This is a genomic window from Streptomyces flavofungini, assembly GCF_041028215.1.
GTDB lineage: Bacteria > Actinomycetota > Actinomycetes > Streptomycetales > Streptomycetaceae > Streptomyces > Streptomyces flavofungini_B.
Window position 1 is genome coordinate 1 of sequence record NZ_JASKYR010000701.1, and the last position, 4,053, is coordinate 4,053.

The window sequence follows — 4,053 nt, forward strand, 5'->3', positions numbered from 1 at the left end:
GAGCCGAGCAGGTCCTCGATGTCCACGCCGTCCGTGTCGAAGTCGTCGCCGAAGCCGGTGGCGTACCGGACACGGGGGCCGCCCCCGTCCGCGGCCCCCCGGGCGCGAAACCCGCCGCCGCCCGTGCCAGCCGCGACCCGTTCGTCGAAGTCCTCCGGGATCTTGCGGAAGTCCTCGCCGAAGCGGTCGTAGCGGGCCCGGGTCTTGGGGTCCGACAGGGCGCTGTACGCCTCGTTGAGGTCCTTGAAGCGTTCCTCCGCTCCCGGGTCCTTGTTGACGTCGGGGTGGTATTTGCGGGCGAGCTTGCGATACGCCTGCTGGATCTCGTCCTGGCTCGCGGTTCGCGACACGCCCAGCACCTCGTAGAAGTCCTGTGCCATCGCTGGTCACTCCCGCTTCGCGACAGTCACGGCGGCGGGCCTGAGCTGCTGGTCGCCGTCCCCGTAGCCGGGGCGCAGCACGTCCACGACCGCGCCCGGTGTGGCGTCGGGGTCCTGGACGACGCCGATCACCTCGTGCCGGGCCGGGTCGAAGGTGACGCCGGTCTCCGCGTGCCGCGGGTAGCCGAGCAGTTCGAGGACGTTCACCGCCTGGTCGCGGACGGCCTGGACGCCCTCCACGATGGCACCGGGATCGGCGCCGGCGTGGGTCAGGGCGAGTTCGAGGTTGTCCAGGACAGGCAGGAAGGCGGCGGCCGTCCGGGAGCGCTCGGCCTTCCGCTCCCGCTCCAGTTCCCTGGCGTGGCGCTTGCGCAGGTTGTCCAGGTCGGCGAGCGCGCGACGCCAGCGGTCCTGGAGTTCCTGGAGCTCGGCCGTGTACTCGTCCTCGGGCGGTGCGGGACCGACGCCGGTCGCGCTGGGACCGTTGTCCTGGCCCGTGCCGGGCGCCTGGCCCGTCGGCGGGCTTGAGCGCGGCCGGTCTTCTGCGGGAGGGCCTGCGGCGCCTTCGGGAGCCGGATCGAGGTGCTCGGCGTCATCGGGGTGCCCGCTCAGGGGCGAGTCGGGCTTCTCGGGGTGGATCGACATGGCGCTTCCTCAGTCCTTGTCGAACTCGGCGTCGATGACGTCGTCATTCCCGTCACTGCCGCTCGTGGGACCGCCGCTGGTGGTGTCCTGTCCGGGGCCGCTCGTGTCGGCGGCGCCCTGTTGGGCCGCCAGGCTCGCCAGCAGCTGCTGGAGTTCGGAGGTCAGAGGGCGCACGCGCTCGACGTCCGCCTCTTCCTTGACCGCCGCCCGGGCATCGGACACGAGCATCTCGGCGCGTGCCTTCTCGTGCGCGGGCGCCGAGTCACCCAGTTCCGCGAGCCGCTTCTCGACCTGGTAGGCGACGGCGTCCAGTTCGTTGCGGGCGTCGACGGCCTCGCGCAGCGCCTGGTCCTGGCCCTGGTTCCGCTCGGCCTCCTGGACCATGCGTTCGACCTCGCTGCGGTCCAGGTTGGAGCTCTCGCTGATCGTGATGCCCTGTTCCTTGCCGGTGTCCCGGTCGCGGGCCGTGACGTTGAGGATGCCGTTGGCGTCGATGTCGAAGGTGACCTCCACCTGTGGTTCGCCCCGGGGAGCGGGTCGGATGTCGGTGAGCTGGAAGCGCCCAAGCACCCGGTTGTCGGCGGCCAGCTCGCGCTCGCCCTGGAGGACGACGATGTCGACGGCGGGCTGGTTGTCCTCGGCGGTGGAGAAGGTCTCGGAGCGGCGCACCGGGATGGTGGTGTTCCGCTCGATGATTTTCGTCATCACGCCGCCGCGCGTCTCGACACCCAGCGACAGGGGGGTGACATCGAGCAGCAGCACGTCCTTGACCTCGCCCTTGAGCACTCCGGCCTGGATCGCGGCACCCAGGGCCACGACCTCATCGGGGTTGACGCTCATGTTGGGTTCCTTGCCGCCGGTCAGCCGGCGCACGAGGGCCTGGACGGCGGGGATGCGCGTGGAACCGCCGACGAGGATGACCTCGTCGATGTCGCTCTCGCCGACCTTGGCATCGGTCATCGCCTGCTGGACCGGTCCGAGGCACCGCTCGACCAGGTCGCCGGTGATCTGCTCGAAGGTGGACCGCATGATCGAGTCGGTGAGGTGCTTGGGGCCCGAGGCGTCGGCGGTGATGAACGGCAGGCTGACCTGCGTCTGCGTCACCGAACTCAGCTCGGTCTTGGCCTTCTCCGCCGCCTCGAACAGACGTTGCAGCGCCTGCGGGTCCTTGCGCAGGTCGATGCCGTTCTCCTTCTGGAAGTCGTCCGCGAGGTAGTCCACCAGACGCCGGTCGAAGTCGTCGCCGCCCAGGTGGCTGTCACCGGCGGTGGAGCGCACCTCCACCACGCCGTCGCCGACGTCGAGGATGCTGACGTCGAACGTCCCGCCGCCCAGGTCGAAGACGAGGACAGTCTCGTGCTGCTGCTTGTCCATGCCGTACGCGAGGGCTGCGGCTGTCGGCTCATTGATGATCCGCAGCACCTCCAGTCCGGCTATCCGTCCGGCGTCCTTGGTGGCGGTGCGCTGGGCGTCGTTGAAGTAGGCGGGCACCGTGATGACCGCCTCCGTGACCCGCTCCCCCAGCTGTTTGGAGGCGTCCTCGGTGAGTTTGCGCAGCACCTGGGCGCTGATCTCCTCCGGCGCGTACAACTTGTCGCGCACCTGGAAGCGGGCCGCCCCGCCGTCGCCCTCGACCACGTCGTACGCGACCGCCCTGGCCTCGTCGGAGACCTCATCGAAGTGCCGGCCGATGAACCGCTTGGCGGAGTAGATGGTCCCCTTGGGGTTGAGGATCGCCTGGCGCCGGGCCATCTGGCCCACCAGACGCTCTCCGTTGTCGGTGAAGGCCACCACGGACGGTGTTGTGCGGTTGCCCTCACTGTTGGGTACCACCGACGGCTCGCCGCCCTCCCACACGGCGATCACCGAGTTCGTGGTGCCCAGGTCGATACCCACTGCCTTGGCCATGAGAATTCTCCTCCCGGTGCGGCGGTCCCGCGCCGCTTCTCCGGATCACATGCGTTCAGGTATGAGTGGAATCTCCGCCCGTGCTGGGCAGCGCGCCGAGCAGCCGTACAGCCTCATCGGCGACCTCCTCGTCCACGACGACCTCGTACCGGCCCGGCTGCAGCGAGCTGAGCGAGGCGAAGTCCCGGCGACCGCCCTGCAGCGCGTGCAGCAGCAGGCCGAACAGCGCACCGACGATCGCTCCGAAGATCAGCCCGTACACGGCGAGGAGCAGTGCGGAGACGACGGGGTCGAGCCAGTTCACCAGGCCGAAAAGCCAGCCGATCAGGGCGCCGGGGAGCGCGCCGCTCGCCGCTCCGTGAAGCGCGGCCCCGCCGTAGTCCATCCGGCCGGTCACCTGTTCCACCAGGCGCAGGTCCTGGCCGATGATCGCCACCCTCTCCACGGGAAACCCCTGGTCAGAGAGGTGGTCAACAGTGCGTTCGGCTTCTTCGTACGTCTTGTACGAGGCAACCGGCCTACGGGGTTGCTCGGTCATCGCCCGGTCCTTCCTGCCGAAAATCCGCGGAGACTGCCAGACGCCGTCCAGGATGTTCGGCTGGATGGCGTCGCGCCTGCGCCTGGCGGGTCAGAGATGCACGGGCTTGATAGCCCCAGGAGTATGAGAGAGAAGAACCTGGGCATCTCGGACGCGTCACCTCCGATTACGGACGCGTCAAAGCGATCTCCTCCCCCGCGCGGCGTCAGGGAGAATGGAGTGATCCCATGGTCGGCAGCCGGTCACACAGCGTGTTCGGCCGCTGCTCCGGCGGGGAGGGCGCCCTTCCGCCCGGTGGCTCCGGGCGGCATTCTCTGGGCGCGCGGAGCCAGCCGGGCCCATCCGCTCCGAGCGCGGCCGACGCGGCCCTCCACGAGCTGATGGCCCTTTCCCGCACCCTGCTCGAAGCTGCGGACGCCAGCGAGATCCTGCGCCTGGCCATGCACCACGTAGCCGCCGCCGGGCCCTACAGCGCCGAAGCCGGATACCTCGACGTGAACGGTGACCTGGTCCCCAGTCCCGGGAACGGTCAGGCCCATGCCACAGCCGTGGACTCAAGGGTTCGGGAGCTGGAGGGGCGGG

General features: G+C 69.7%; 4 protein-coding genes and 1 pseudogene. 1 reads left to right on the forward strand and 4 read right to left on the reverse strand.

The genetic code is table 11. The features are described from left to right. The 4 genes from AB8Z36_RS32765 to AB8Z36_RS32780 all read right to left on the reverse strand — a co-directional run. A partial coding sequence (locus AB8Z36_RS32765; protein ID WP_369217024.1) for a DnaJ domain-containing protein occupies window positions 1-380 on the reverse strand: 380 nt, incomplete at its 3' end. A gap of 6 nt (window positions 381-386) precedes the next feature. Next, window positions 387-1,025: a nucleotide exchange factor GrpE gene (locus AB8Z36_RS32770; protein WP_369217025.1), complete on the reverse strand. Its 639-nt coding sequence runs from the start codon at window positions 1,023-1,025 to the stop codon at window positions 387-389. A gap of 9 nt (window positions 1,026-1,034) precedes the next feature. Then, the gene (gene dnaK / locus AB8Z36_RS32775) at window positions 1,035-2,933 is read right to left on the reverse strand and encodes a molecular chaperone DnaK (protein WP_369217026.1); all 1,899 of its coding nucleotides are present in this window, start codon (window positions 2,931-2,933) and stop codon (window positions 1,035-1,037) included. Between the two features lie 55 nt (window positions 2,934-2,988). Continuing rightward, the gene (locus AB8Z36_RS32780) at window positions 2,989-3,471 is read right to left on the reverse strand and encodes a general stress protein (RefSeq protein ID WP_369217027.1); all 483 of its coding nucleotides are present in this window, start codon (window positions 3,469-3,471) and stop codon (window positions 2,989-2,991) included. Between the two features lie 227 nt (window positions 3,472-3,698). Here AB8Z36_RS32780 and AB8Z36_RS32785 point away from each other — a divergent pair. Further along, window positions 3,699-4,053, forward strand: a pseudogene (locus AB8Z36_RS32785) (transcriptional regulator); the annotation flags it as partial.

Excerpts from the sequence above, each read along its gene's own strand:
- dnaK (WP_369217026.1), bottom strand. The coding sequence starts at position 2,933 with ATGGCCAAGGCAGTGGGTATCGACCTGGGCACCACGAACTCGGTGATC.
- AB8Z36_RS32780 (WP_369217027.1), bottom strand. The coding sequence starts at position 3,471 with ATGACCGAGCAACCCCGTAGGCCGGTTGCCTCGTACAAGACGTACGAA.
- AB8Z36_RS32770 (WP_369217025.1), bottom strand. The coding sequence starts at position 1,025 with ATGTCGATCCACCCCGAGAAGCCCGACTCGCCCCTGAGCGGGCACCCC.